The 25966-nt window shown below is 73.7% G+C and carries 26 protein-coding genes; 18 read left to right on the top strand and 8 right to left on the bottom strand.

Features of this window, described 5'->3' with window-relative positions:
* The first annotated feature begins 24 nt into the window (after positions 1 to 24).
* Both ABZZ17_RS14760 and ABZZ17_RS14755 read left to right on the top strand, forming a co-directional pair.
* Positions 25 to 1596 carry a hypothetical protein gene (locus tag ABZZ17_RS14760; RefSeq protein ID WP_356875798.1) on the top strand — a complete coding sequence of 524 codons (1572 nt, stop codon included), beginning with the start codon at positions 25 to 27 and terminating at the stop codon, positions 1594 to 1596.
* Positions 1593 to 2024, top strand: coding sequence for a hypothetical protein (locus tag ABZZ17_RS14755; RefSeq protein WP_356875796.1), 432 nt, complete (start codon positions 1593 to 1595; stop codon positions 2022 to 2024). Before ABZZ17_RS14760 ends, ABZZ17_RS14755 begins: the two co-directional genes overlap by 4 nt.
* Positions 2025 to 2063: 39 nt before the next feature.
* On the opposite strand, the gene ABZZ17_RS14750 is transcribed toward ABZZ17_RS14755, so the two are convergent.
* Complete coding sequence (locus ABZZ17_RS14750; protein ID WP_356875794.1) at positions 2064 to 3422, bottom strand: ABC transporter substrate-binding protein; 1359 nt, start codon at positions 3420 to 3422, stop codon at positions 2064 to 2066.
* 252 nt (positions 3423 to 3674) lie between these two features.
* On the opposite strand from ABZZ17_RS14750, the gene ABZZ17_RS14745 reads away from it, so the two are divergent.
* Positions 3675 to 4121, top strand: coding sequence for a hypothetical protein (locus ABZZ17_RS14745; RefSeq protein ID WP_356875994.1), 447 nt, complete (start codon positions 3675 to 3677; stop codon positions 4119 to 4121).
* 14 nt (positions 4122 to 4135) lie between these two features.
* Positions 4136 to 5011 carry a formyltetrahydrofolate deformylase gene (gene purU / locus ABZZ17_RS14740; RefSeq protein ID WP_356875792.1) on the top strand — a complete coding sequence of 292 codons (876 nt, stop codon included), beginning with the start codon at positions 4136 to 4138 and terminating at the stop codon, positions 5009 to 5011.
* A gap of 85 nt (positions 5012 to 5096) precedes the next feature.
* Here purU and ABZZ17_RS14735 read toward each other — a convergent pair whose 3' ends face one another.
* On the bottom strand, positions 5097 to 6356 hold the full coding sequence (locus ABZZ17_RS14735; protein WP_356875790.1) for a zf-HC2 domain-containing protein: 1260 nt from the start codon (positions 6354 to 6356) through the stop codon (positions 5097 to 5099).
* Entirely contained in the window at positions 6353 to 6928 is a 576-nt protein-coding gene (locus ABZZ17_RS14730; RefSeq protein WP_356875788.1) for a sigma-70 family RNA polymerase sigma factor, read from the bottom strand. The genes ABZZ17_RS14735 and ABZZ17_RS14730 overlap by 4 nt, the downstream gene beginning before the upstream one ends.
* Before the next feature lie 305 nt (positions 6929 to 7233).
* On the opposite strand from ABZZ17_RS14730, the gene ABZZ17_RS14725 reads away from it, so the two are divergent.
* Positions 7234 to 7749, top strand: a complete 516-nt coding sequence (locus ABZZ17_RS14725) for an EF-hand domain-containing protein (RefSeq protein WP_356875786.1) — start codon at positions 7234 to 7236, stop codon at positions 7747 to 7749.
* A 67-nt stretch (positions 7750 to 7816) separates the two neighbouring features.
* On the opposite strand, the gene ABZZ17_RS14720 is transcribed toward ABZZ17_RS14725, so the two are convergent.
* Positions 7817 to 9364: an AMP-binding protein gene (locus ABZZ17_RS14720; RefSeq protein WP_356875784.1), complete on the bottom strand. Its 1548-nt coding sequence runs from the start codon at positions 9362 to 9364 to the stop codon at positions 7817 to 7819.
* Between the two features lie 139 nt (positions 9365 to 9503).
* On the opposite strand from ABZZ17_RS14720, the gene ABZZ17_RS14715 reads away from it, so the two are divergent.
* From ABZZ17_RS14715 to ABZZ17_RS14680, 8 genes are all read left to right on the top strand, one after another.
* Complete coding sequence (locus ABZZ17_RS14715) at positions 9504 to 10712, top strand: amidohydrolase family protein (protein ID WP_356875782.1); 1209 nt, start codon at positions 9504 to 9506, stop codon at positions 10710 to 10712.
* Complete coding sequence (locus ABZZ17_RS14710) at positions 10712 to 11866, top strand: acyl-CoA dehydrogenase (RefSeq protein WP_356875780.1); 1155 nt, start codon at positions 10712 to 10714, stop codon at positions 11864 to 11866. Before ABZZ17_RS14715 ends, ABZZ17_RS14710 begins: the two co-directional genes overlap by 1 nt.
* Before the next feature lie 6 nt (positions 11867 to 11872).
* Positions 11873 to 12883: an acyl-CoA dehydrogenase family protein gene (locus ABZZ17_RS14705; protein WP_356875778.1), complete on the top strand. Its 1011-nt coding sequence runs from the start codon at positions 11873 to 11875 to the stop codon at positions 12881 to 12883.
* Between the two features lie 327 nt (positions 12884 to 13210).
* Positions 13211 to 13660: an ATP-binding protein gene (locus tag ABZZ17_RS14700; protein WP_356875776.1), complete on the top strand. Its 450-nt coding sequence runs from the start codon at positions 13211 to 13213 to the stop codon at positions 13658 to 13660.
* A gap of 202 nt (positions 13661 to 13862) precedes the next feature.
* Complete coding sequence (locus ABZZ17_RS14695) at positions 13863 to 14288, top strand: hypothetical protein (protein WP_356875774.1); 426 nt, start codon at positions 13863 to 13865, stop codon at positions 14286 to 14288.
* Positions 14289 to 14531: 243 nt separating this feature from the next.
* Positions 14532 to 14612, top strand: coding sequence for a tryptorubin family RiPP precursor (locus ABZZ17_RS14690; RefSeq protein ID WP_356875992.1), 81 nt, complete (start codon positions 14532 to 14534; stop codon positions 14610 to 14612).
* Between the two features lie 104 nt (positions 14613 to 14716).
* A complete protein-coding gene (locus ABZZ17_RS14685; protein WP_356875772.1) occupies positions 14717 to 15778 on the top strand; it encodes a cytochrome P450 in 1062 nt (353 codons plus the stop codon).
* Positions 15768 to 16997, top strand: coding sequence for a cytochrome P450 (locus tag ABZZ17_RS14680; protein WP_356875770.1), 1230 nt, complete (start codon positions 15768 to 15770; stop codon positions 16995 to 16997). The genes ABZZ17_RS14685 and ABZZ17_RS14680 overlap by 11 nt, the downstream gene beginning before the upstream one ends.
* 45 nt (positions 16998 to 17042) lie before the next feature.
* Here the strand turns inward: ABZZ17_RS14680 and ABZZ17_RS14675 are convergent, their stop codons facing one another.
* Positions 17043 to 17624 carry a hypothetical protein gene (locus tag ABZZ17_RS14675; protein WP_356875768.1) on the bottom strand — a complete coding sequence of 194 codons (582 nt, stop codon included), beginning with the start codon at positions 17622 to 17624 and terminating at the stop codon, positions 17043 to 17045.
* 330 nt (positions 17625 to 17954) lie between these two features.
* Entirely contained in the window at positions 17955 to 18881 is a 927-nt protein-coding gene (locus ABZZ17_RS14670; RefSeq protein ID WP_356875766.1) for a cyclase family protein, read from the bottom strand.
* Positions 18882 to 18991: 110 nt separating this feature from the next.
* On the opposite strand from ABZZ17_RS14670, the gene ABZZ17_RS14665 reads away from it, so the two are divergent.
* From ABZZ17_RS14665 to ABZZ17_RS14655, 3 genes are read left to right on the top strand one after another with little or no spacing between them, the layout of a single operon-like run.
* Positions 18992 to 19903: an SDR family NAD(P)-dependent oxidoreductase gene (locus tag ABZZ17_RS14665; protein WP_356875764.1), complete on the top strand. Its 912-nt coding sequence runs from the start codon at positions 18992 to 18994 to the stop codon at positions 19901 to 19903.
* A gap of 56 nt (positions 19904 to 19959) precedes the next feature.
* On the top strand, positions 19960 to 21159 hold the full coding sequence (locus tag ABZZ17_RS14660) for an acyl-CoA dehydrogenase family protein (protein WP_356875762.1): 1200 nt from the start codon (positions 19960 to 19962) through the stop codon (positions 21157 to 21159).
* Entirely contained in the window at positions 21156 to 22223 is a 1068-nt protein-coding gene (locus ABZZ17_RS14655) for a Zn-dependent alcohol dehydrogenase (RefSeq protein ID WP_356875760.1), read from the top strand. The genes ABZZ17_RS14660 and ABZZ17_RS14655 overlap by 4 nt, the downstream gene beginning before the upstream one ends.
* Before the next feature lie 64 nt (positions 22224 to 22287).
* On the opposite strand, the gene ABZZ17_RS14650 is transcribed toward ABZZ17_RS14655, so the two are convergent.
* The gene (locus ABZZ17_RS14650) at positions 22288 to 22893 is read right to left on the bottom strand and encodes a flavin reductase family protein (RefSeq protein WP_356875990.1); all 606 of its coding nucleotides are present in this window, start codon (positions 22891 to 22893) and stop codon (positions 22288 to 22290) included.
* Between the two features lie 100 nt (positions 22894 to 22993).
* On the opposite strand from ABZZ17_RS14650, the gene ABZZ17_RS14645 reads away from it, so the two are divergent.
* Positions 22994 to 23962 (top strand): hypothetical protein, encoded by a 969-nt coding sequence (locus ABZZ17_RS14645; protein ID WP_356875758.1) that lies wholly within the window; start codon positions 22994 to 22996, stop codon positions 23960 to 23962.
* 201 nt (positions 23963 to 24163) lie between these two features.
* Positions 24164 to 24946: a VOC family protein gene (locus tag ABZZ17_RS14640; RefSeq protein ID WP_356875756.1), complete on the top strand. Its 783-nt coding sequence runs from the start codon at positions 24164 to 24166 to the stop codon at positions 24944 to 24946.
* 66 nt (positions 24947 to 25012) lie between these two features.
* On the opposite strand, the gene ABZZ17_RS14635 is transcribed toward ABZZ17_RS14640, so the two are convergent.
* Positions 25013 to 25822 (bottom strand): enoyl-CoA hydratase-related protein, encoded by an 810-nt coding sequence (locus ABZZ17_RS14635; RefSeq protein ID WP_356875755.1) that lies wholly within the window; start codon positions 25820 to 25822, stop codon positions 25013 to 25015.
* Positions 25823 to 25966 lie beyond the last annotated feature (144 nt).

Genomic DNA, 25966 nt, shown 5'->3' with positions numbered 1-25966 from the left:
TCGGAGAAGGCAGAAGGAGTCCCGGTGACGCAGAACGGACAAGGGGGCGTCCCCCAGCCCGGGACGCCGGATCCGGCTTCGGGGTACCCGGAACAGCCGTACCCGGAGCCGTACGCCGACCAGTACGCCGACCCGTACGCTGGGCAGGTCCCGCACGGCCCGCAGGTCCCGCAAGGCCCGCAGGGGCAGCAGGCGCCGGGGGCCGGGGAGCCGTGGGGGCCGCCCGCCTACGCGTACCCGCAGCCGGAGCAGTACGGGCAGGGCGACGCGCACGGGCAGGGGGCGCGGCACGAGCCGCAGGAGTACCCGTCCCCGCCGTACGGGCAGCCGGCGTACGAACCGCACCCGCCCCAGGGCCACGTCGTCGGCCCCGGCTTCGAGGGACCGGGGCAGCCCCACGGCTACGGCTACCCGCCGCTGCCCGACGCGGTCACCCAGTACATCGCGCCCGTCCCGGCCCACCCGGCGGAGGACGCGACGCAATACGTCCCGCCGGTCCCGGCGCCGGGCGGCGAGGCGGCGACGCAGTACATACCGCCGGTCCCCGCGCAGGGCGGCGAGGCCGCCACCCAGTACATCCCGCCCGTCCCGGCGCACCCGGGCGAGGACGCGACGCAGTACATTCCGCCGGTCCCGGCCGCCCCGGCGCATCCCGCGCACGCCGCCGAGGACGCCACCCAGTACATCCCGCCCGTCCCGCCGGGCCCCGCGCCCAATGCCGCCGAGGGCTTCGACGGGCTGTTCCGCGGCGACGCGGACACCGCCGGGCACACCCAGCACCTGCCTCCCGTCCAGGAGCCCGTGGCGCGTCCGGCGCCGCGCCGGGCGGCGCCCCCGCCCGCGGCCGCCGCGCAGCAGTTCGCCCCGCGCCGGCCCCAGCCGGGGCAGCCGCAGCAGCAGTACGCGCCCCCGCCCCCTCCGCCGCCCGCGCCGGCCGCGCGCCGGATACCGCCGGCGGTCATCGCCGCCGGGGTCATCGGGCTGGCCGTGGCCGGACTCGGCGTCGGCTCGCTGTTCGCCGACGGGAAGGCCCAGAACAACGACCCGGGCGCGGTGGCGGCCCCCGCGCCGGCCGGTTCCGCGGCCTCCGCGGCCGGTGCGGCGCCGGTGGACCCGGCCCGCCCGCAGGCCGTCCAGCTCGACAAGCTCCTCGCGGACAGCAACGACAGCCGGGCCGCCGTGATCAAGGCCGTGGAGGACATCAAGACCTGCAAGAACCTCGACCAGGCGGCCCAGGACCTGCGCGACGCGGCCCGCCAGCGCGAGGGCCTGGTCACCCGGCTCCAGGAGCTCAAGGTGGACAAGCTCCCGGACCACGCGAAGCTCACGGCCTCCCTCAACAAGGCCTGGAAGGCCTCGGCGGACGCCGACAACAGCTACGCGGACTGGGCCGACGACGTGGACGAGGACACCGGCGGCCGCGGCGACAAGGACGACAAGGGCTGCAAGGACGGCAAGGCGAGGTCCACCGACAACGCCGCCGACGGCAACCGTTCCAGCGGCGAGGCGACCAAGGCCAAGGAGTCCGCCGCGACCCTGTGGAACAGGATCGCGGCCAAGTACGCCCTCACCCAGCGCGACAAGTCCCAGCTGTGAGCCGAAGGGCCGTATGGGAGGCGCTGTTCGGCGCCCGGCCGGCGGAACCCCGGCCGGGGCCGGACGCGGCGGAGCCGCTGGACCTGACGAAGATCACGGCGACGCTGGGCCGGAACATGGACCGGCTCGACGGGGACTTCGGCGCGGAGGCCATCCGGACCCTGGGCAACCCCGTCCCGATGCTGGTCGAGAACAGCGGGACGGAGCTCCTGGAGCTGTGGCTGGAGCCCTTCGGACAGGACTACTGGCTCCGGCCCGGCGAGGCCTTCCTCGTGACCTCGTACGGCTCCTGGGACGACCGGCCCTTCGAGATCGCCCACGAGCCGGACCGCATCCAGATCTGGGCCTCCTCCTGCTTCGCCACCGTCACCTTCCGCGACGGCACCGAGGTGCCGGGCGGCCACCAGCGCCCCCGCGAGGAGTACTAGTTCCGGTCCGGCACCAGGGGAGCTGACCCGGCGTGCGCGTCAGGTGGAGCGGGGAGCCCCTTCGAGGGTCGGGGTCATGTCCAGGGACTGTTCGCCGGGCTGGGCGACGAGGCGGCCCGCCTGGACGATCTGGAAGGTGACCCGCCCGTTGACCAGGCGCGGGAAGCCCGCGACGGCGCGCATGTCCTGGTAGCGCCAGCTCAGGTCGGGGGTCAGGCCGCCGGTCCCGACGCTCTCGGACTGGTTCAGCGCCCGGGCGACCTTGCGCGCCGTGACCGCCTCGTCGTCCTCGAAGCGCTTCAGGACCTCGTTCAGCACCGTGTACGCGATCCAGGTGGTCTGCGCCCCGCTGTCGTCGGGGTCCACGCTGTCGTCACCGAAGGCCTGCTCGGAGATCACCTTGCGCATCGGCGCCCAGAGCGGGTCGCTGGACACCGGGTACCAGCTGGTGAGGTACGCGCCTTCGAAGGGGCTCTCCTTGCCGCCGGTGCGGTCGACCAGGGCCTGGCTGACACTGCCCAGGACGGAGGAGATCTGCGGGTTGCGGTGCTGGCCGTCGATGCGGCGGAAGGCGTCGAAGAAGGTCTCGGTGCGTTCGCCCAGGACCGCGGTCACGCAGTTCCGGTTGTCCTTGCCCTCCGCCTTCTCGCCCTTGTCCGCCTTCTCCTTGGGGTCCTTCGCGGTGGCGCCGCCGGAGGGGGTGCCCGACGGGGCGGGTGCGGGGGAGCCGGACAGGGCCTCGCGGGCCTGCGGCGTGAGGTCGGCGGAGTCCTCGGCGGCCCGGATGTCGGAGGCCTCCGGCATCTTGTTGGCCTTCAGCCCGGCGTTGAGCAGCACCGGCATGCTGTCCCCGGCGAGGGTGTCGGGACGCACCAGGGACACCTGGGCGCAGGCCCGGCCCAGCTGGTGGCCGGCGCCGGCCAGCAGGACGGGCTGGCCGCCGTTGACCGGGTAGGACAGGGTGCTCTGGAACTCCTCGGCGGAGACCCCGTAGCCGCCGATGAAGGGGATGCCCTCGGCCTCCAGCGGGGCCATGAAGGCGCGCCCGTGCTGACTGTAGGAGCCGACGACGGCCACGGCCTTCTCGGAGATGGCCTTGCGGGCGCAGTCGGCGGCGCCCGTCGGGGTGTTCTTCTCGTTGCAGGTCAGCACCCGCAGCTTGCGGCCGTTGATGCCGCCCTTGTCGTTCACCCAGCGCTCGTACGCCTTGGCCATGCCCGGCATTCCGGGCATGTTGGTCGCTTTGGTGTCGATGGGGGCGAACGTCATGACGGTGAGGGTGTCCCCGGAACCCCCCGGCCCTCCGGGGACCACCCCGCACGAGACGGTGAGACACGCGCCCGTCGCCACGGCAAGAAGGGTCCGGGAGAAGGGGGTTGGGTTTCGCCGTCTGGTCATGTCCACCGACCATTCCGCCCCACGGGGAACTCGGTGGTGAGGTGTACATAACATCCGGTGACGCGGAGGTGAATTACCGGGAGACACGGCCGGACGCGGGCCGGACGCGGGCCGGGCGCGACCCGGACCCGGGCCGGGCGCGGGCCGCCCCGGGTGCTTCAAGATCGCGCCAAGAGGGAACGTACGATCGAAAGCGTGACATTCGCCCAAGGTTCGAAGAACTCTTCCCGCCGCGGCGGCCGCTCCTCCACCATGGGCGGCATGCCCCTCAACGACATGCCGTGGTGGCGCTGGCGCGGAAACGTGCGCTCGGCGCTGCACATGCTTTCCGACCCGCGGTTCCAGGAAGAGGTCTGGCTGGCCGGTGCCGAAGGGTACGGGGACGTCACCGACGCCGTGTACCGGCTCGTCGAGGACACCTGGCTCGACAGCTGGTCCGCCGACAAGTACGTCGGCACGATCTTCCGCGACGCGCAGGAGGCGGCCGCCGTCGACCTCGCCGTGCTGCGGGTGCTGCGGATCCTGCACCAGGTCGGCCCGGACGCGCCCGTCTCCGTCTACCTGGAGCACCCCGCGTGGCCCGAGGCGGTACAGGCGGCCCGCGAGGCGCACGTACGGATGGCCACCTCGGACGGGGACGATCCGGACGAGCGGCCCAGCTCCGTGGAAGTGCTGAGGATGCTCACCCGCCTGGTGTGAAAGGCTATGCGGTCATGAGCGACCCGCAGCCCGAGGCACAGCCCCAGCAGTACGTCCTGACCGTGTCCTGCCCCGACAAGCAGGGCATCGTGCACGCCGTGTCGAGTTACCTCTTCATGACCGGCTGCAACATCGTGGACAGCCAGCAGTTCGGAGACCGGGAGACCGGCCTGTTCTTCATGCGGGTGCACTTCGAGGCCGAGCCGGCGCTGACCGTCGAGAAGCTGCGCGCCAGCTTCGCCGCGATCGGCGACTCCTTCCGGATGGAATGGCAGATCCACCGCTCCGACGAGCGCATGCGGATCGTGCTGATGGTGTCGAAGTTCGGCCACTGCCTGAACGACCTGCTGTTCCGTTCGCGGATCGGCGCGCTGCCGGTGGAGATCGCGGCGGTCGTCTCGAACCACACCGACTTCGCGGAGCTGGTCGGCTCGTACGACGTGCCGTTCGTGCACATCCCGGTGACGAAGGACACGAAGGCGGCCGCCGAGGCGGAGCTGCTGGAGCTGGTGCGCGCGCAGAACGTCGAGCTGGTCGTCCTCGCCCGCTACATGCAGGTGCTGTCGGACACCCTGTGCAAGGAGCTCAGCGGGCGGATCATCAACATCCACCACTCCTTCCTGCCGAGCTTCAAGGGTGCCAAGCCCTACCACCAGGCGCACGCGCGCGGCGTGAAGCTGATCGGCGCGACCGCCCACTACGTGACGGCCGACCTCGACGAGGGCCCGATCATCGAGCAGGAGGTCGAGCGGGTCGGCCACGAGGTGACCCCGGACCAGCTGGTCGCCATCGGCCGCGACGTGGAGTGCCAGGCGCTGGCTCGCGCGGTGAAGTGGCACAGCGAGCACCGCGTCCTGCTGAACGGATCCCGCACGGTCGTCTTCGCCTGAGCCCCGGCCGGGCGGCCCCCGGCCGGCCCCGGGTCCCGGGCCGGTCCCGGTCCCGGCCCGGGACCCGGGGCCGGGACCGACGGCACTAGAGCCGGCTGAGGGAGGCCGCGGCGAACAGGACGTCGCGGATCGCCTCGCGGTCGCCGGTCTGGCCCACGGCGGCCTCCTCCGGGGAGATGTGCCCGGCGGCCAGCTGGCAGAACTCGATGCCGTCCAGCGCCACCTCCGCCACCGTGTGCTCCCGCGAGGGCTTCGCGGCGGGGGAGTCCAGGGCGATGTCCCAGCCTCCGCCGCCCGCGCCCTCGATCTCCAGGTGCAGGGTCCGCCCCGGTGCGCCCGCCGCGACCAGCCCGCGCGCCGGAGCCGCCAGCCCCGAGCGGCGCCGGTCCGCCAGGGCGCCCGGCAGCAGCCGCGCCGCGAGGTCGATCATCCCGTACAGGTGCGGGCCCGACGGCGGCTCGTACGGGTAGTCCACCGCCTCCGCGATGTCCCAGGCGTGCACCCAGCACTCGAAGGCCCGCTCCAGGAACGCGTCCCCGAGGGGCAGCGCGAACCCGCCGTAGTCCACGGCCAGTTCGGCGACGCCCCGGCCCGCGAAGGAGACCGTACGGACCAGGGTGTGCCCCTGCTCCCGCCACGGCTCGCGGACCTGGCGGGTGGCCGGGTACGGGGAGGAGTTCCAGAAGTGCTCGGTGCGGCCCACCGGATCGCCCGGCGGGGCGTCCCGGCCCAGCGGGTCGTCGAGGCCGAGCGCGGTCGCCACGAGCCCGTCCACCGACATCAGGTGGCCGATCACCCCCGCCACCGTCGTCCGGCGGGAGCGCCGCTGCTCCTCCTCGAACCACTTCAGCCGCACGGGCGTGTGCCACTCGGAGTCCCCGAAGTCCCGCAGCAGCGCGTCGAGCCGCGCCGTCTCGGTGTCGTACGGGTTCGCCCACACCGGCACCGGGATCCGCGCCGGGCGCTTGCCCAGGCAGTCCTCCAGCACCCGCGAGCGCAGCAGCGGCTTGAGGTCCAGGCTCTCCTCCGGGTGCAGCAGCCCGACCGCGTCGCGCAGCCGCAGCGCCTCCTCGGCGCAGGGCGCGCACTCGGTGAGGTGGTCCTCGACGGCCTGGGTCTCCTCGGCGGAGCAGGCGGCGAGCGCCCACGCCCCGAGCAGGGACTTCAGTACGGCGTGCGAGGGCGCGGGGGCGGGCGGCGCGGGCGGCGGACCGTCGGCCGGCTGCGGCAGCGGGTGGGGCGGGCGCAGGTCGTCGCCCGCCGCGCGCGGGCCGGGTATCCGGGCCGGACCGCCCGCCGGGCGCTCGTAGGCGTCGTCGGGGAGCTCTTCGGAGGGGCCGGTCATCGGGGCGTTCCGTATTCGCGTGAGCCGCAGGGCGGGGCGGTGTCCTCCCGGGGGAGGACGTTGGCGGTCGACAGCAGCTGGAGGCCGAGCCGCAGCCGGCGCCGCGCCTCGTCCTCGCTGATCTGCAGGTCGGCGGCGGCCTGCCGGTAGTCGCGGCGTTTGAAGTAGGCCAGTTCCAGGGCGGCCCGCAGCGGGGCGGGCATGGAGGTGACGATGTAGTCGGCGCGGGCGGCCGCGTTGGCGCTGCGGACCTTCTGCTCCAGCTCCTCCCGGGAGCCGCGGCCGAGTTCGGCCTGCCGCAGCCGGGCCACGGCCTGGCCCTGGGTGATCCGGGCGACCCAGGACCGCATGGAGCCCTGTTTCGGGTCGTAGGCGTCCGGGTTCTCCCAGATGTAGCCGAAGACCTCGCGGGTGATGCGGTCGGCCGCGACCTCGTCGCCCAGCACCCGGTGCGCGAGGCTGTGCACGAGGGAGGCGAACCGGTCGTACAGCTCTCCGAGCGCCGCCGCCTCTCCGCGGGCGAGGCGTTGCTGCATGCGTCGGTCCCAGCGCGGTGGAACGTCCTTCGCCATGAGGCCCCCTGCCGTGTGTCGACCCGTCGAATGTAGTGCGCACCTGCCGGAGCGCGCCTGTTTTGGCGGAAGCCCGCCCCGGAAGGGTGGACCGTGCTACGCCGTCGACCGGCCCGCCGTCCGTGCCGGCGTGACACCTACCCCGCGCTGGCACACGCATACGCGCCCCGCCGCGCTCCCCGTGCGCGGGTTCGATGCGGCCACCTGCTTGACCGCTTCGCTTAACGCTCAGGCCACCGAGGGCTTACGCTCCTGCCTTGTCTTGAACTGCACCCCATCGCACACGTGAAGGCGGAACGCCGCATATGGACAGCGCAGAATACGAGCGCAAGATTGCCGCCCGATTCGCCACCTTCGACCAGGACGGGTCCGGCTACATCGACCGGGAGGACTTCAGTACGGCCGCGAAGGCAGTGCTGGCCGAATTCGGCACCACCGCACGGTCGGACAAGGGCCAGGCCGTCTTCAACGGCGCCGAGGCGTTCTGGCAGGGCATGGCCGGGATCGCCGACGTCGACGGGGACCAGCGGGTGTCCCGCGAGGAGTTCGTCACCGGCGCCGCGAAGCGGCTGCGGGACAGCCCGGACCGGTTCGCGGAGATCGCCCGGCCGTTCCTCGCCGCTGTGATCGCGGTCGCGGACGAGGACGGCGCGGGTCCCACCCCGGAGGCCGCGGCCCGCGTCCTGCGCGTCCTCGGGACCCCGGCCGAGCTGGCCGGCCAGGTCGCGTCGGCCCTCGACGCGGACGGCGACGGCCGCATCTCCGAGGACGAGATCCTGCGGGCCTTCGCGGGCTACTGCGGGGTGGACCCGGACGCCTAGACCGTGTCGCCCGGCGGCCGTCGCCGGGCGAGCCGACGGACCGGCGCTCGCGTGACCTCCTCGGGGGTCACGCGTAGCGCTCGCGCAGTTGGTACTTGAGGACCTTGCGCAGGGCGTCGTTGCGGGGGAGCGCGTCGACCAGTTCCAGCTGCTCGGGCAGTTTGTGGGGGGCGAGCCCCTGGGAACGCAGGTGGGCGGTCAGCTGGGGGAGGGTCAGCGGAGCCGCGCCCGGCGGCTGTTCGACCACGGCGCAGACGCGCTCGCCGCGTTCGGGGTCCGGCAGTCCGATGACGGCGACGTCGCCGACCGCGGGGAGGGCGTGGAGGAGGTCCTCGATCTCCTTCGCCGAGATGTTCTCGCCCTTGCGGATGATGACGTCCTTGCTGCGGCCGGTGAGGACCAGGTGGCCGTCGGCGGTGAGGTGGCCGAGGTCGCCGGTGATCAGGTAGCCGTCGGCGTCGAAGACCCCGGCGGTGTCCTCGCGCCCCAGGTAGCCCTGGCAGACGGCTTCGCCGCGCAGCCGGACCTCGCCGTCCGTGCCGGCGGGCAGGAGGGCGCCGTCGGGTCCGGTGATGCGGATGGACATGCCCGCCGGCGGGCGGCCCTCGGTGGTGGCGAGGTTCTCCGGGGTGTCGTCCGGCGCCCCCATGGTGATCATGGGGACCTCGGTCATGCCGTAGCCGTGGGTGAGCTGGCAGCCCAGTTCGCGGACCACCGCGTGGTAGATCTCGGGGGGTTTGGGGGCGCCGCCGCCCGCGAGGAGCCGCAGGCTGGGGATGAGCTTCGTGCCGGGGTCCTTGCGCTGTTCGGCGAGGAACATCGAGTAGAAGGCGGTGGAGCCGCCGGCGACGGTGACGCGGTGGCGGCGGTAGCCGTCGAGGGCGTCCGGCATCGCGAACTTCTCGAACAGCACCGCGGGGAACCCGTACAGCAGCAGCATCACCGTGTAGTCCGGCCCGGCTATGTGCGCGAAGGGGAAGGCCATCGAGCCGACGTCGGCCGGGGTCAGGCGCAGGGCGTCCGCGAGGCAGGAGCCGCCGGCGATCAGGGAGCGGTCGGTGTGCAGGACGCCCTTGGGGTCGGAGGTGGTGCCCGAGGTCCAGTAGATCCAGCGTACGGAGGTGCCGTCGGCGGGCGGCGGGGGCAGGACGGCCGGGTCGCCGTCCGGGAGGCGGTCGTAGGCCTCGAAGACCCCGCGGGCGCCGAGGCGGGCGGCCAGCGCGGTGTGGTCGAAGCCGCGCCAGACGCCGGGCACGGCGAAGAACTCCGCCTTGGACTCGCGCAGCGCGAAGCCGACCTCGCGGTCTCGGTAGAAGGGGATGACGGGCGACTGGACGGCGCCGATCCGGGCCAGGGCGAGGGACAGCAGCACCGTTTCGATGCGGGTGGGCAGCTGCCAGGCGACGACCGTGCCGGGGCGCACCCCCATGGAGTACAGGCCCGCGGCGACGCGTTCGGCGCGGTCGCGCAGGGCGCCGAAGGTGAGGGTGCGGTCGTCGGCGGGGCGGTCGGCGGCCTCGATGAGCACGGCAGCGCCGGGGGTGAGCGCGGCCCGGCGGTCGACCAGCTCCCACAGGGTCCGGGACCGGCTCAGTTCCGTCGCGGTGTCCGTCATCCGGGACCTCCCTGGGGTTCATTCCTGACGGATGGTCAGATCTGGCGGAGAGCGTAGGGCGCCGACGCTTGCCGGTCCAGAGGTGGCGGGGCTAGCTTGTTTCTGACGATCCATCAGATTGGGCGATTGGGGAGACCGAATGGAACTGCCTCGGATCATCAGCGTCGACGACCACGTGATCGAGCCCGCCCACCTCTTCGACGTCTGGCTGCCCGCCAAGTACCGCGACCGCGGACCCCGGCCCCTCACCGCCGGCATCGGCGAGCTGGAGTACACCGGCGGCAAGTACGTCATCACCATGGACCCCGACGGCCCCCCGACCGACTGGTGGATCTACGAGGACCTGAAGTTCCCGTACAAGCGCAACATCGCCGCCGTCGGCTTCGACCGCGACGACATGACCCTGGAGGGCATCACCCGCGACGAGATGCGCCGCGGCTGCTGGGACCCCAAGGCGCGCCTCGCCGACATGGACCTCAACCACGTCGAGGCCTCCCTGTGCTTCCCCACCTTCCCCCGCTTCTGCGGCCAGACCTTCGCCGAGGCCCACGACAAGGAGGTCGCCCTCGCCTGCGTGCGCGCCTACAACGACTGGATGGTCGAGGAGTGGTGCGGCGACAGCGGCGGCCGGCTCATCCCGCTGTGCATCATCCCCCTCTGGGACATCGGCCTCGCCGTCGCCGAGATCCACCGCAACGCCGCCCGCGGCGTCCGCGCGGTCACCTTCTCCGAGATCCCCACCTACCTCGGGCTCCCCTCCATCCACTCCGGCTACTGGGACCCCTTCTTCGCCGCCTGCCAGGAGACCGGCACCGTCGTCAACATGCACATCGGGTCCAGCTCCCAGATGCCCGCCGCCTCCCCTGACGCCCCGCCCGCCGTCCAGGCCTCCCTCAGCTTCAACAACGCCATGGCCTCGATGATGGACTTCCTGTTCAGCGGCGTCCTGGTGAAGTTCCCGACGCTCAAACTGGCCTACAGCGAAGGCCAGATGGGCTGGATCCCCTACGCCCTCGAACGCGCCGACGACGTCTGGCGCGAGCACCGCGCCTGGGGCGGCGTCAAGGACCTGATCCCCGAACCGCCGTCCACGTACTACTACCGGCAGATGTACTGCTGCTTCTTCCGCGACAAGCACGGCATCGCCTCGCTCGACGTCGTCGGCCGCGACAACGCCACCTTCGAGACCGACTACCCCCACGTCGACTCGACGTTCCCGCACACCAAGGAAGTCGCCCTCGACCACGTCCGCGGCCTCGACGAGGAGACCGTGTACAAGCTCATGCGCGGCAACGCCATCCGCATGCTCGGCCTCCCCCTCGACCAGGACCGCCGGGCAGCCCGCTGATGGACCTGACCTACACCGAAGAGGAACGGGACTTCCGGGCCCGCCTGCGCGAATGGCTCGCCAAGACGCTGCCCGACCTGCCCCCCAAACCCTCCCCGGACGACTGGCCCGCCCGCCGCGCCCACGACCTCGGCTGGCAGCGGCGCCTCCACGACGCCGGCTACGCGGGCCTGCACTGGCCCGTCGACGCCGGCGGACGCGGAGCCACCCCCACCCAGCACCTGATCTTCCTGGAGGAGACCGAACGCGCCGGCGCCCCCTACGTCGGCGCGAACTTCGTCGGGCTCCTCCACGCCGGCCCCACCATCGCCGCCGAGGGCACCGCCGAACAGCGGGCCCGCTGGCTGCCGCCCGTCCTGCGCGGCGACGAGGTCTGGTGCCAGGGCTTCAGCGAACCCGACGCCGGATCCGACCTCGCCGCCCTGCGCACCCGGGCCGTCCGCGACGGCGACGCGTACGTCGTCACCGGCTCGAAGATCTGGACCTCGCACGCCGAGATCGCCGACTGGTGCGAGCTGCTCGTACGGACCGACCCGGCCGCCCCCAAACACCGCGGCATCTCCTGGCTGGCCATGCCGATGGACGCCCCCGGCGTCACCGTACGGCCGCTGCGCACCCTCGCCGGATCCGCCGAGTTCGCGGAGATGTTCCTCGACGAGGTCCGCGTCCCCGTCGGCAACCGGGTCGGCGCCGAGAACGACGGCTGGCGCGTCACCATGGTCACCCTGTCCTTCGAGCGGGGCACCGCCTTCGTCGGCGAGGTCGTCGCCTGCCGCCGCACCCTGGGCGAGCTCGCCCGCGCCGCGCGCGCGAACGGCCGCTGGGACGACCCCGTGCTCCGGCGCCGGCTCGGGAGGCTGTACGGGGAGTTCGGGGCGCTGTGGCGGCTCACGCAGTGGAACGTCAGCGAGGCGCAGCGCTCGGGCGGCGTCCCCGGCACCGGCGGAAGCGTCTTCAAGCTGGCGTACTCCCACGCCCGCCAGGAGCTCTACGACCTCGCCGCCGAGGTGCTGGGCGCGGACTCCCTCGTCCTGGAGGAGGAGTGGGTCCTGGAGCGGCTCTCCTCCCTCTCGTACACGATCGCGGCGGGCACCTCCCAGATCCAGCGGAACATCGTCGCCGAGCGGATCCTCGGCCTGCCGAAGGGGCGGTGAACGGCCGTGGACTTCCAGCCGACCGAGGACCAGCGGGACCTGCGGGCGGGGGTGCGCGAGCTCCTCGCCGGACGGTACGGGAGGGAGCGGCTGCGGGCCGCCGCGGACGGCGGACCGGTCCTCGACCGGGCGCTGTGGCGGGAGCTCGGCGAGGCCGGCCTCTTCGCGCTGCGGCTCCCCGAGGCGCGGGGCGGGGTCGGCCTCGGCCTCCCCGAGGCGGTCCTCGTCTTCGAGGAGGCCGGGCGGGTCCTGCTGCCGGGCCCGCTCGTGGCCACGCACCTGGCCGCCGGGACGGTCCCGGGAGCGGCCGACGGAACCGCCGTGGTCACCGCACACGACCTCGGCGGGGGCCTCGTGACGTACCTGGCGGAGTCGGACGCGGTCCTGGGCGCGCCCGGCGCCCCGGCCACCCTCTCGGCCGGCGAGGCGGTGCGCTCGGCGGACCCGCTGACCCCGCTGCACCGGGTTCCCGCGCGGGCCGTCCCGGCGGCGGGGACCGACGGGTACCGCGACGCGGGAGCGCTCCTCACGGCGGCGCTCCAGGCGGGCAGCGCGCTGGAGACGCTGGAGCTGGCCGTGCGGTACGCGGGCGGACGGGAGCAGTTCGGACAGCCGATCGGCGCCTTCCAGGCCGTCAAGCACCTGTGCGCGCAGATGCTGGTCCGGGCCGAGCTGGCCCGTACGGCGGTGTACGCGGCCGCGGTGACGGCGGAATCCGCCGGCGGCGCGCCGGCGGAGATCGCCGCGGCCAAGCTGCTCGCGGACGAGGCGGCCGTGGCGAACGCCCGCGACTGCCTCCAGGTGCACGGCGGCATGGGCTTCACGTGGGAGGCGGACGTCCACCTCCACCTGAAGCGGGCCTGGGTGAGGGCGCGGCAGTGGCGGACGGCGGCGCAGGCGGAGGAACTCCTCGCCGTGGACCTCCTGGAGGGGGCGCCGTCGGATGCGGGGCCGTCCGGCGGGGGGCTGCCGGAGGCGGGGCCGTCCGGTGCGGGGCCGCTCGTCCCTGTGCCGTAGCGGTCGCTCGCTGTGACGAGAAGGCACGGGAGGGACAGGGCGGGACGCATGTCCGATTACGGAGAGTTGATATCGGTTTGTGTCCTACGCCCACCCCGATCCGGGCCGGAGGCAGGGGTGGGCTCCGGTACGCTCCCACGAATGCGAGCGGTTGAGCGGCGCGAGCGTCGCACAGTATGCACCACGCCTACTTCTTCGCGCTGGAATATGCCCGAAGCGCTTGTTGTGGTGACTGTATGTCAACCATGCTGCACAGCACGGGGATCACGGTCGGTGATCCCATCCCGTCGCGAGGCGAAGTGTCCGCCGGTTCGGATGGTGTGAGCGGTGCAGGTGCTTCAGGTACAGCTGGAGGTAGGACCGGACCCCGCCGAGGTGGGCCGGGCGCGCCGGTGGGCGCGGTCCAGGCTGGCGGGGTCCGGGATAGGGGACGACGAGCCGCTCGCCGAGACGCTGATCCTGCTGATCTCCGAGCTGGTCACGAACGCGGTCGTGCACACGGGCTGTCCGGCCGTGCTGCGGATGCTGTTCGGGGGCCCCGGGGTGCGGGTCGAGGTGGCCGACGCGAGCGACCGGGCGCCGGCCCGGCGGCAGGCCGCCGGGGACGACACGGGCGGGCGCGGGCTGGAGCTCGTGGACGGGCTGGCGGACCGGTGGGGCTGGCAGCGCGAGGGCGCGGGCAAGCGGATCTGGTGCGAGATCGACCGGGCGGAGCCGCGCGAGGCCGGACCCGGCGAAAACTTTGCCCGCCACCGGGAACCGCGCGTGTACCTCTAACGAGGTGTTGACGGTTCGTCACGGGTTGATCACCCTTGTGGTGAGCGATTCGTCGCGAGGGGACGCCAAGGGTCCAGCCTTGACGAGTGCGGGTCGCGGGGTGGCGGCTGCCGTGCCGCGCTCGGGGCGTGCACGGAGGCACGCCGCCACCCGCAGGTTCCCGGCCCCTGCGCCGCGCGGGCCGCGCCGTACGATCGGGCCCATGGCCGACCTTTACGCCCTGGAACTCGCCCTCGACCTCGACGCCGCCACCCCGCAGTGGGTGCTCGACCTCGTCGCCCGCCACCTGACGCCGGAGCCCGACGGCGACGCGTACGCCGACGCGTCCGATGACTGGGACGAGGGGCCGGAAGGGGCGTACGCCGTCAACGTGCTCCAGGGGCGCGGCCCGGCGTACCGGGTCGGCGGGACCTGCCACGCCGACCTGACCCGCACCCCGGACGGCTGGCGGCTCACCGCCCGGCAGGAGATCCACGCGGAGATCCGGCCGGACGTGGAGTATTTCCTCGCCGCCCTGGCCCCGCACGTCCCGGGCCCCGCCGGCCCGGTCGGCAGCCTGCGCTTCTACGAGGACCCCGACCCGGAGCCGATCGTCCTCGACGCCGCCGGGGCCATCCGGCTCCCCTGACCCGGGACGGGCCGTACGCGGCCGGCCCGGCCGGAACGCATAGGCCGTGGCCGGAAAGGGCTTTGGAGATCGAGACATAAAGATTCAACACCCATTGATCCGAGGCGAGTTGCATGTCTATGGTGGCCGCGCATTCTCAACGGGGCGCCGCCGGACGACTCTTCCCACCGGAAGGGCGGAATTCGACGCCGCTCCGCGACCCGTAATACGGCCACGAGCCATACAGAGGGAAGGGGTACCGCGATGAAGATGCTTTTCGCCATCCGTCACGCTGTTTCCGGTCGGCAGAGCCTCAAGAAGAGCGCCTGGTACATCTGGTACTAGACCGGCACGGCCGCCCCGGCCCGCGCGCGGCCGGGGCGGCGCCGACGGCCCGGAACCGCGCCGGCCGGGCCCCCTCCACCGGTCGCCCCCATCGGAGTTCCCGCATGTCCCTCACCTCCCTGCCGGCCGTGCGCACCACCGAGTTCGCGCCCCGGCTGGCCGCCCTGCTGCGCGAGCACACCGGCAAGGACGCCTTCCGGCTGGAGCCCGACACCATCGGCGTCGCCGGCCCCGGGCTGTCCGACCGGATCCTCGCCGCCCGCCGGGCCACCGAGACCGAACGGCCCACCTTCAAGCCGCTGCACGGCCGCTCCATCGAGCGCGGCGAGGCCGCCGCGCTCATGCGCCTCATAGGCCGCGACGTACGGGAGGCACTGGAGAAGCCCCTCCCGAAGGACGTGGAACTCGCCGGATCCTGGCCGCACACCGGCCATTACTTCCTGCGCGACCTCATTCTCGGAAGCGACCCGCAACGGCTCCGCATTCTCATGAGCCGGAATCTCGAACTCACACCGCTGCTCACCTGGTCCGTCATCGCGGCCGCCGCGGCAATTCCCCGACGCGGGCGGACCGGCGGGAAGCCCAGCGGAATTTCCGCACTGCTGGAAGAAGCCGACGGCTACCAGGACCGCCGGCACGCCATGGGGATGTACCGCAGGACGGCGGCCCCCGTCTGCTTCACCGTGTCCACCCTCGTCGCCAACGCCCTGTGGCTCGGCGCGCCCTTCGACGACGGCGTCCCGAACCGCAACCTCATCCACGAGTCCGCCCGGCTGCTGCCGCCGTCCTGGAACATCCTGCGCCTCGCCTCGCCCGAGTACCCGGCCCTCGACGCGCGGATCGGCCCCGGGGACGACGTGCTCGTCCTGCCGCTGCTCTCCCACCGGGACCCCGCGCTGTGGGACGACCCGGACGTGTTCTTGCCCGAACGGTGGGACCACCTCGACCCCGAGACCGCGCCCGGCTACCTCCCCTTCGGGCACTCCTCCGAGCGCTGCTGGGGCCGGCATATGGTGATGCCGCTGGCGGAGCTGCTGCTGGACCTGGTGCGCGGCGCCGGACTGGAGGTGGACCCGGCCCAGCGCAGGGCGAAGGTGCCGCAGGTCGGGCTCCTGGGGGTGGCGGACGTACGGCTCGTGCCCGGAGGGCGCCGCCGTGCCGGCTGAGGCACCGCCCCCCGAGGCCGTGCCCGAGGGGTTCTTCCAGGACCCGCACCCCGCGTACCGGAACTGGCGCGAGCGCGGCGGCGGCGTACACCGGGTGCTGATCCCCGGCGAGGTCCCCCTGGAGGGCTGGATGGTGACCGGGTACGCCGACTGCCGGGCCGCCCTCACCGACCCCCGCCTCCACAAGAACGCCGCCACCGAGGCGTACGCCGCCCGCCGGGGCGGGGGCGACGGGCCCGGGCGGGCCCTGACCTCGCACATGCTCAACTCCGACCCGCCCCGGCACACCCGGCTGCGCGGACTGGTCCAACGGGCCTTCACCGCGCGGCGGGTGGCCGGGCTGCGGCCGGTGATCGAGGGCCACGTCGAACGGCTGCTGGACGGGCTGGAGCGGCGCGGCGCAGCCGGGGAGGCGGTGGACCTCGTCGGCGGGTTCGCGATCCCGCTCCCGCTCGCCGTGGTCTTCGACCTGCTCGGGGCCACCGGCGGAACGGAGGAGGTCCTCGGCGCCTGGGCCGCCCAGCTGTCCGGGGAGGAGGGCGACGGGGAGGTGTCACCGCAGACGGCCGTGGCGATGGCCGGCCACATCCGCGACCTGGTCGCGCACAAACGCGCCCACCCCGGCGACGACCTGCTGTCCGCGCTGGTCCACGTCCACGACGGGGCGGACGACCGGCTCGGCGAGCAGGAGATCACCTCCATGGCGTTCCTCCTGGTGGTCGCCGGGCACCAGACCACCGCCAACCTGATCGCGAACGGCGTCCACGCCCTGCTCACCCACCCCGGCCGGCTCGCGGCCGTACGCGCCGACCCCGCCGGAACCGGCCCGCTCGTCGAGGAAGTGCTGCGCCACGAGAGCCCGTTCGCCGTCGCCACGACGCGCTACGCCGCCGAGGCCGTGACGATCGGCGGAGTCACCGTCCCGGCCGGCGACTTCGTACAGATCGGCCTGCTCGCGGCCAACCGGGACCCGGCCGTCTTCGCGGCGCCGGACCGGTTCGACCCGGCCCGCCCCGACGCGGGCGGCCACCTCGCCTTCGGACACGGCATCCACCACTGCCTCGGCGCGCCCCTGGCCCGCCTCCAGGCCCGCATCGCCTTCGACGCGCTGCTGCGCCGCTACCCGGACCTGCGGCCGGCGGACCCCGCGGTGGGCCCGCGGTGGCGGAGCAACCCCCGCCACCGCGGGCCGCGCAGCCTGCCGGTGCTGCTGCGCTGACTGCGCTGACCCGGCCGTTGTGCGGCTGGGCCGTTGCTCAGGGGGTCAGCAGGGGCGGATGTGGTAGACGGGGGTCCAGGAGGCGGTGCCGGTGTCCTTGGCGACGTTCGACCAGCGTTCGCTGCCGTTCTCGTTGTAGAACCGGGCCCGCGTGCCCGGGGTCTGGTTGTTGTTGAAGGTGCCGTCGCCGATGCCCCAGAAGTCGTAGTACCCGCACCTGTAGAAGTCGTAGGTGTCGCCCCGGCCGTCCGTGATGCACAGGTGGCCGTTCCCGCAGGCCAGCGCCGTGTCGGGGGCGGCCAGGTCGCGGGCCTCCGGCCGGCCCGGGGCGGCGAGGGTCAGGGTGCCGCCGGCGGTGGTGAGCCGGTTCGCGGAGACCTGGCGGGCCGCCGGGTCCTTGGCGAGGACGGCATCCACCTGCTGCTGGAGCCGGGCCGCTTGCGGGGCGGTCAGCCCCGCCCCGCGCGCCTGCGCGGCGTAGACGGACCGGGCGGAGGCGGAGGCGGTGTCGGTGGCGGTCACGGAGTCGGGGGCCGAGGTGGAAGCGGAGGCGTGGGCGGTCAGGACGGGGCCTGCGATCAGGGCCGCGGTCGCGGTCATCATCGCCAGGATCTTGCGCGGTGACATGGTGGAACCCCTCTGATTCGGCGGTCCGGAAGCCACCCGCTCGTAGCGGTGGCCTGGAGACGCGCAACCCATCCTTTCGAAGGTCACCACTGGTCTTGAAGGGCGGAATCAGCCTCCAGGGGGCTCTTGTGTGCATACCTCAGGGGGTCCCCCGCCCCAGGAACCCCGCCCGTGACCCGCCCGCCCGCCGCCCGGAGCGTCGTACGCCCGCCGGCCCGGCCCCGCTCCCCTTGCCGGGCCCGGGTTCCCCCGCCCGCCGGCCCCCTCGCGGGCTCGCCGCCGGTCCTGTGGCGCAAACCGGGCATCGTGGGCGGTCGTCGCGAGGGCCGGTCAGAGGACGGCCACCGGGGCGACCGGGGTGCCGGTGCCGCCGACGAAGGGTTCGGGCATCGCGGAGAGCAGGAAGGAGTAGCGGGACTCTTCCGCACAGGCTGTGGACAACTCCTCCAGGTTCCAGTTCTGGCCCTGGTGCATGCCCATCTCGACCAGGTCGAGGGCGTGCACCGGCAGCCACAGGTTCTCGATCTCCGGGGGGAAGATCTCGAAGGTCAGGGTGTCGTTGGCGACGGCCGCCACGTCGCGGGCGTGGAACCACTGCGGGGTGCGGACGGACAGGCCGGGCGAGGGGAAGCCGTAGCCGTGCTTGTCGCCGGCCAGGTAGACCTGGATCTGGCCGGTGCGGACGAGGACGACGTCGCCGGCGCGGACGGTGACCCCGCCGAACTCCTCCGCCTCCGCCAGGTCCTCGGGGGTCACCGCGTGACCCCCCTCCAGCCGGTCCACGCCCTTCGCCCGCGCCACGTCCAGCAGGACGCCCCGCGAGACGATGTGCCGGGCCTTGTCGATGCCGCTGAACTCGGAGCGCGCGTGCGCGGTGATGGAGGAGGCGGGGCGGCCGTTGTAGATCTTCCCCGAGTGCGAGACGTGGGTCAGCGCGTCCCAGTGGGTGGCGGACTGGAGTCCCATCGTCACGGCGTCGTCGCTACAGGCCACCGTGCCCGGGCCGAAGATCTCCTGGTTGATCTGGACCATGGTGTGCAGCGGGTTGATCCGGCCCGGGATCATGCCCGCCTGGACGCCGTCCTCCTTGAGCGGGAGCGCGAGCGGGATCCGGCGGCCCGTGCGGATCTCGGCGGCCGCGGCCCGGACGACCCCGTCGGTGATCAGGTTCAGCGTGCCGATCTCGTCGTCGGCGCCCCAACGGCCCCAGTTGTTGACGCTCTTGGCGATGTCGTGGAACTCCGGGGGCAGGGACATGGGCCTCATCAGCTCCTTGTGAAAGGCGAGGGGCAACCGGGTCTTGTGCTGGTGCGTCGGGCTGCCCCTAGAATCTAACGGTCCGTCAGAAAACGCGGGAAGGGGCCGGCATGGGGAACTTCTTGGCAGGAAAGGTCGTCGCCGTCACCGGCGCCGGCCGGGGCATCGGACGGGCCGTGGCACTCGCGGCGGCCGCCGAGGGCGCCCGGGTCGTCGTCAACGACTACGGCGTCGGCATCGAGGGAGGCGAACCCACCAGCGAGGTCGCCGCCTCGGTGGTGAAGGAGATCACCGCCGCCGGCGGGGAAGCCGTCGCCGTCGCCGACGACATCTCCACCATGGCGGGCGGCCAGCGCATCGTCGACACCGCCCTCGCCCGGTACGGGCGCATCGACGGCGTCGTCTGCGTCGCCGGGATCCTGCGCGAGCGCATGCTCTTCAACATGTCCGAGGAGGAATGGGACCCGGTCGTCGCCACCCACCTCAAGGGCACCTTCACCGTCTTCCGCGCCGCCTCCGCCGTCATGCGCAAACAGGGCACGGGCACGCTCATCGGCTTCACCAGCGGCAACCACCAGGGCTCCGTCGCCCAGGCCAACTACAGCGCCGCCAAGGGCGGGATCATCTCCCTCGTCCGCAGCGCGGCCCTCGGCCTCAACAAGTACGGGGTCACCGCCAACGCCGTCGCCCCCGTCGCCCGCACCCGGATGTCCGCGAACGTCCCGATGGAACTCAAGGAGATCGGCGAGCCCAAGGACGTCGCCGCCCTCGTCACCTACCTGCTCAGCGAACGGGCCCGGGCCGAGAACATCACCGGCCAGGTCTACACGATCGCCGGCCCGAAGATCGCCGTCTGGGCCCAGCCGCGCGAACTGCGCGCCGGGTACGCCGAAGGCGCCTGGACCCCCGAGAAGATCGCCGACTTCCTGCCCGGCACCGTCGGCACCGACCCGATGCCGATGCTCGCGCAACTGGAGGCCATGGCGAAGGCCGCCGCCGCCAAGGACCGCCCCAATGCCTGACCCCACCCGCCCCTGAACGCCCCGACGCCCGACAGACGCCCGACAGGGGAGACCGCATGGACTTCGGCTTCGGAGCCGGCGACGAGGAACTGCGCGGCCGCGCCCGCGCCTGGCTCACCGACCACCTCACCGGCCCGTACGCGGACCTCCGCGGCCTCGGCGGACCCGGCAGCGAACACGAGGGCACCGCGCAACGCCGGGCCTGGGAAGCAGAACTGGGCCGCGGCGGCTGGATCGGCCAGGGCTGGGACGTCCCCGACGGCACGTACGGACAGCAGCGGCTCTCCCTCACCGGCCAGGTCGTCTGGGCGGAGGAGTACGCGGCGCTGCGCGCCCCCGGCCGCGTCGGCCACATCGGCGAGAACCTCCTCGCCCCGACCCTGATCGCCCACGGCACCCCCGAACAGCAGGCCCGGTACCTGCCCGGCATCGCCCGCGGCGAGGAGCTGTGGTGCCAGGGCTACAGCGAACCGGACGCCGGATCGGACCTGGCCGGCGTCCGCACGGCCGCCGTGCGCGACCCGGCGGACGGGCTGCTGCGCGTCACCGGGCAGAAGATCTGGACCTCCCTCGCCCAGGACGCCGACTGGTGCTTCGTCCTCGCCCGCACCGAGGCCGGCTCCCGCCGCCACCGGGGACTGTCGTTCCTGCTGGTCCCCATGGACCAGCCCGGCCGCATCGAGGTCCGCCCGATCCGGCAGATGTCGGGCACCGCCGAGTTCAACGAGGTCTTCTTCGACGGGGCGGTGGCGGCGGAGACCGTCGGCGGGGAGGGCAACGGCTGGACCGTCGCCATGGGCCTGCTCGCCCTGGAGCGGGGCGTCTCCACCCTCGTCCAGCAGATCGGCTTCGCCGCCGAACTGGAACGCGTCCTCGCCGCCCACGCCGCCTCCGGCCCACCGGACCCGGTCCTGCGCGAACGCCTCGTACGGCAGTGGGCCGAGCTGCGCACCATGCGGTGGAACGCCCTGCGCACGCTCGGCTCCGCCGGGGATCCGGGCGCGCCGAGCGTGGCCAAGCTGCTGTGGGGCGGCTGGCACCGGCGGCTCGGCGAGCTGGCGGTCGCCGTACGGGGCGCGGAGGCGACGGCGGGGCCGCGGCCGTGGTCGCGGGAGGTCCCCTACGAGCGGGGACTCGACGAGGGGCAGCGGCTCTTCCTGTTCACCCGGGCCGACACGATCTACGGCGGCTCGGACGAGATCCAGCGGAACATCATCGCCGAGCGCGTGCTCGGCCTGCCTAAGGAGCCCAGGTGAGAGGCGTCGTGTTCGACGGCAAGCAGGCCCAGGTGGTCGACGACCTGGAGATCCGCGATCCCGGGCCGGGGGAGGTGCTCGTCGCCGTCAAGGCGGCCGGGCTGTGCCACAGCGACCTGTCGGTGATCGACGGGACGATCCCCTTCCCCCCGCCGGTGGTGCTCGGGCACGAGGGCGCGGGGGTGGTCGAGGCGGTCGGCGCGGGGGTCGCGCACGTGGCTCCGGGTGACCACGTCTCGCTGTCCACGCTCGCCAACTGCGGGGCGTGCGCGGACTGCGACCGCGGCCGGCCGACGATGTGCCGCAAGGCGATCGGCATGCCCGGGCAGCCCTTCTCCCGGGGCGGGAAGCCGCTGTTCCAGTTCGCCTCGAACTCGGCGTTCGCGGAGCGGACGATCGTCAAGGCCGTCCAGGCGGTGAAGATCCCCGAGGACGTGCCGCTGACCTCGGCCGCGCTCATCGGCTGCGGGGTGCTGACGGGCGTCGGGGCCGTCCTGAACCGGGCGAAGGTGGACCGGGGCGAGACGGTCGTCGTCATCGGCACCGGCGGGATCGGGCTGAACGTCCTCCAGGGCGCGCGGATCGCCGGGGCCACGGCGATCGTCGCGGTGGACGCGAACCCGGCGAAGGAGGCGGTGGCCCGGCGGTTCGGGGCCACCCACTTCATCGACGCCTCCGCGGTGGCGGACTCCTCGGCGGCCGTGCGCGAGATCCTGCCGACGGGCGCGGACCACGCCTTCGAGTGCGTGGGCAGCGTGAAGCTGATCCGCCAGGCCGTCGACCTCCTGGACCGGCACGGGCAGGCCGTCCTGCTCGGGGTGCCGGGCTTCAAGGAGGAGGCGTCGTTCCTCGTCTCGTCCATGTACCTCGACAAGACGATCATGGGCTGCCGGTACGGGTCCTCCCGCCCGCAGCGCGACATCGCGCTGTACGCCGAGCTGTACCGGCAGGGCCGGCTGCTGCTCGACGAGCTGGTGACGGAGGTCTACCCGGTCGAGGACTTCGCCAAGGCGGCGGACGACGCCCACCACGGGCGGGTCGCGCGCGGAGTGCTCACCTTCTGACACGGGCTCCGGTCCCGCCGCGCCCTTCGCGGAGGCGGCGGGGCCGGGCGCGCGGGGCCCGCGGTCAGGGGGTGAAGCGGCCGAAGCGGCCCTGGTGGAAGAGCAGCGGGTCGCCCTCGCCGTCGGCGCCCATGGCCGCGACGCGGCCGACGACGATGAGGTGGTCCCCGCCGGTGTGGACGGCGTGGATCCGGCAGTCGATCCAGGCGGGCACGTCGTCGATCTGCGGAGATCCGGTGACCGGCGCCGGGCGGTGGGCGACCCCGGCGAACTTGTCGGCGCCGCTGACGGCGAAGGCCCGGCACAGCCCGCCCTGCTCGGCGCCCAGGATGTTGACGCAGAACACCCCGGCGCGGGCGATCCGCGGCCAGGTGGTCGACGTACGGGCCACCATGAAGGTGACCAGGGGCGGGTCGAGGGAGAGCGAGGCGAAGGACTGGCAGGCGAAGCCCGCCGGGCCGTCCCCGCCCTCGCCGGGCGGCGCGGTGATGACCGTGACCCCGCTGGCGAACCGGCCGAGGACGGCCCGGAACTCGGCGGGGCTGACGGGCGCGCGCTCGTCCCTGCCGACGGCCCGCAGGTCGGGCCGGGGCAGAGCGTCGACGGACTCCGGGGCCGCGGATGCGGGGGCGCCGGCTGACCTGAGGTATCGGACGACGGTGGCCGCCATCCCTGCGTGTCCCATCACCCCACCGATTGAACCTGACGGCCCGTCAGATGGGAAGGGCCGTGCGCGCGGGCCCGGCGGACGGGGGTAGGGTGCCGATTGCTTGAACTTGTTCAAAAAATCGGTGTGCGGGGGCGGAGCCATGGGCAACGACGGAACGGACGGCCCGACGGCCACGGTGTGGGCCAGAGAGCTCCCCGCCGCGGCGGCCACGGCCGCCGGGCAGCTCCTCCTGCTGGGCGCGGGCGCCTTCGTCCTGGCCGGCATCACGGACGAATACGGCCCCGAACACGGCGAGGGGGCCTTCGGAACCACCCTCGTCTCCTGGCTCCTCGTCATCGCGCCGGTCCTGCTCCCCGTACTCGGCCTCCTCCACACGGCCCTGTTCGCCCTGCCCGTGGCGGGCCCCGCGCACGCCCTGGGCAGCCGGAGCCGGATACCGGGCGGCGTCTGGGCCGCCCTGCTGACGGTCGCACTCGCCGCGCTCTACGCCGCCGCCGGCCGCTGGTGGTACGACCTGCCCTACGGGGCCACCTGGGCGTGGGTGGCAGGCACCGGACTGCTCCCGGTGTTCGCAGCCCGGTACGCCCGTACCCGTGACGTCCGGCCGTGGGGCACGGTGGTCCGGGCCGCGGCCGTGACCGGGGCCGGGCTGCTGCTCCTCGGCGGCGGGCTCGCGGCGGACCGGGCCGGACTCCTGCCGGAGTACCGGCCGCCCCGCCTCGCGCCGTCCCAGTACGCCGGGGAGTGGACCGGCGACGGGGCCCGCCTGGTGCTCCGGCCGGACGGCACGGCGCGTGCCGAGGGGCTGCCCGTGACGGGCCCGGACGGCGGGGTGGCGTACTGCACGGGCGCCGGGACGTGGACGTTCGACCCCGAGGCGGCAGCGCCGGCCGGGGCCCCCGCCGAGCCGGCGCACCGGGACGGGGTCTGGCTCGACGTCAGCCCCTGCGCGGACTCCGCACCCGCCTGGCGGATCGCGGGCACGACCCGGCGGCCCGAACTGTTCGCGCTGCTCGGGGATCCGGACGCCGGGGTGCGGAAGGTCCTCCGGAGGGAGGGCGGGGGCTGAGGGGCCGGTGGCTGGGCGGGGTGTGAGGGGACGGGTGTGAGGGGCCGGGTGTGAGGGTCGGGCCGAGGGGCCGGGCCGAGGGGCCGGGCTCGGGCGTCCGGGTGAACCGGGGGCGTACGGGGCGGCTCGTGCCGGGTCGCTCCGCCGGGCGGGGGCATCGTGGCCCGGGACCGTGTAGCGACGTACCTCAGGGAGGAACCCATGCTCGGCACCGACTTCCGTACCGGCTCGCCCAACTGGCTCGACCTCGGCAGCCCCGACACCGCGGCGGCCGCCGTCTTCTACGAAGCCGTCTTCGGGTGGCGGTTCGTCTCCGCCGGGCCCGAAGCCGGCGGGTACGGCTTCTTCCAGGTGGACGGGAAGACCGTCGCCGCGCTCGGGCCGCTCACCGAGGAAGGGGCGTCGTCCGCGTGGATGCTGCACTTCATGACCCCGGACATCCGCGCCACCGCGGAGGCCGTGCGGGACGGGGGCGGTGTCGTGCGGATGGAGCCCATGGACGTCATGGGCGAGGGCTGGCTCGGTCAGTTCACCGACCCGCAGGGCGCGGAGTTCGCCTGCTGGCAGCCGGGGAAGACCGCCGGGTTCGGCATCGCCTCCGCCGAGAACACCCTCGTGTGGGCGGAACTGCACGTACCCGACCCGGTCGCGGCCATCGGCTTCTACGCCGGGCTGTTCGGGTGGCGGAGCGCCGAGATGCAGGCGCCGGGGATGACGTACCGGGTACTGAGCACCGCCGACGGCGATCAGGAGGACGGCTCCTTCGGCGGGGTCGCGCCGCTGGGCGAGGGCGGCGGGGAGGAGGCGCGGTGGGTGCCGTACTTCCACGTGGCGGACGTCGACGCCACCGTCGCGTCGGTGCGGGGGGCGGGCGGGGCGGTGCTCATGCCGGCCGCGGACGTCCCGGAGGTGGGGCGGATCGGCTGGGTCGCCGATCCGGCGGGGGCGGTGTTCGCGCTGCTGAAGCCTGATCCGCGGATGTGAGGGGGGCTTGTGGGTGGGGGGATGGGTGGGTGGTGGGGTGGGGTCGCTTTGTAGGTGCGGGTGCGGTTAGCGGCCTAGGTATTTGGGGGTGCGGCGTTCCACGAAGCTCGCCACGCCCTCGGTCGCGTCGGCGGTGGTCATGTTCAGCTCCTGGGCGGTGGCCTCGGCGGCCAGCGCGGAGGCCCGGTCTCCGTCCAGGGAGGCGTTGACCAGCTGCTTCGTGAGGGCGAGGGCGCGGGTCGGGCCCTGGGCGAGCCGCTCCGCCCAGGCGCGGGCCGTCGCCTCCAGGTCCTCGGCCGGGACGACCTTGTTGACCAGGCCGAGGCGGGCGGCGTCCGCCGCCGGGACGGCGTCGCCGAAGAACAGCAGCTCCTTGGCCTTCTGTGGGCCGAGGAGGCGGGGGAGGAGGTACGCGCCGCCGCCGTCGGGGACGAGGCCGCGGCGGACGAACACCTCGATGAAGCGGGCCGATTCGGAGGCGATGACGAGGTCGCAGGCGAGGGCGAGGTGGGCGCCGATGCCGGCGGCGGTGCCGTTGACGGCGGCGATGACGGGTTTCTCGCAGTCCAGGACCGCCGTGATCAGGCGTTGGGCGCCGAGGCGGATCATGCGGGTGACGTCGCCGGCGATGCGGTCGCCTCCGGCGGTGGGGCCGGTGCTGCGGAGGTCGGCGCCGGCGCAGAAGCCCTTGCCGGTGGCGGTGACGACGACGGCGCGGACGGCGGGGTCGGCGGAGGCCTCGGTGAGTAGCGCGATGACGCGTTCGCGCTGGCCCCAGGTGACGGCGTTCATGGCGTCGGGGCGGTTGAGGGTGATCCAGGAGACGCTGCTCTCGATGCGGTGCAGTACCTCGTCCGAGGGGGTGGCGGGTGTCATGGGCGCGGGGGCTCCTGTCGGGGGCGTTGGGGGTTCGGGGCGGGGCGGCTGCGGCTGCGGGTGGGCCGGGGGCGGGGGCGGGGTGGGGGGTCGTCCGGGGCGGGCATGATTTATGGCGCCTTGTCCGGAGCGTCTTGTCGGGCG

Origin of the sequence: Streptomyces sp. NPDC006512 (assembly GCF_040611935.1) — a bacterium.
Classification (GTDB): Bacteria; Actinomycetota; Actinomycetes; order Streptomycetales; family Streptomycetaceae; genus Streptomyces.
The sequence above is the reverse complement of the archived record's forward strand: the minus strand, read 5'-3'. Positions and strand labels throughout refer to the sequence as shown.